The sequence below is a fragment of the Streptomyces alkaliphilus genome, from assembly GCF_014141535.1.
GTDB classification, from domain to species: domain Bacteria; phylum Actinomycetota; class Actinomycetes; order Streptomycetales; family Streptomycetaceae; genus Streptomyces; species Streptomyces alkaliphilus.
This window is the reverse complement of the sequence record NZ_VKHT01001380.1, coordinates 1-1,017: the sequence shown is the minus strand read 5'-3', so window position 1 is coordinate 1,017 and position 1,017 is coordinate 1. Positions and strand designations below refer to the sequence as shown.

General features: G+C 74.6%; 1 protein-coding gene. It reads left to right on the top strand.

What is annotated here, in order from left to right; translation table 11 throughout:
• Positions 1–291 precede the first annotated feature (291 nt).
• Positions 292–981, top strand: a complete 690-nt coding sequence (locus tag FNQ90_RS24600) for an HAD family hydrolase (protein WP_323380165.1) — start codon at positions 292–294, stop codon at positions 979–981.
• Positions 982–1,017: the final 36 nt, after the last annotated feature.

The window sequence follows — 1,017 nt, the reverse complement described above, 5'->3', positions numbered from 1 at the left end:
GCGTCGGCCGACGGGGCGAGCGGGGACGGGGCCCGTCCGTGGCTCCCTTTCGGTTCTCCCCCGGTCCTCCACCGGGGGACCACGGCCTGTTCCCCGGAATGTCTCCCGGAAGTTCTCCGCAGGGGTGGTGCGACGGGGTCCACTTTTTGTATGGTTGTGAAACAAAGTGGTTCCGCCCGCGCCCCGACCACGAGCGGGCGGGGCCGCTCTGTCATCGTGGATCGACCCGGTGGACACACCGGCCGCCACCCCGTCGCTCCCGACGGACCCGCACCACCCGGAGGATCTTCCGTGAGCCCGTCCCCCGCCGCTTCCGGGACACCCGCGCCCACGGCGCTGAACGCCCGCGCCGTCCTGCTCGACATGGACGGCACCCTCGTCGACTCCGGGGCCGCGGTGGAACGCGTGTGGCGGGAATGGGCCCGGGAACACGGTCTGGACCCGGAGCGGGTGATCGCCGTCGCGCACGGCCGCCAGGGCTACTCGACCATGGCCGAACTCCTCCCGGACCGGCCCATGGGGATCAACCACGCCGAGAACCGCCGCCTGCTGGAGTTGGAGACCGCCGACCTCGATGGAGTGGTCGCCATCCCCGGGGCCGCGGCGCTGCTGGCCTCGCTGGAGACCCTGCCGCACGCCCTGGTCACCTCCGCCGACGTACCGCTGGCGACCGCCCGCATGGGGGCCGCCGGGCTGCGCATGCCGGACCTGCGGATCACGGCCGAGTCGGTGGGGGCGAGCAAGCCGGACCCGGAGGGCTTCCTGAAGGCCGCCGCGACGCTGGGTGTCGAGCCGACGGATTGCGTGGTCCTCGAGGACTCCCCCGCCGGTGTCCGGGCCGGCCTGGCCGCCGGGATGCGGGTGATCGGCGTCGGTGCCGGGACCGCCGCACTCGGGGCCGACCCGGAGGTCCCGGACCTGACCGGAATCCGGGTGGAGCCGGACGGCGCCGGGGGCCTGCGGATCCTGATCGACCCCTGAGCCGGGGCCGGTCCGCCCCGGGCCCCGCTCCCCCTG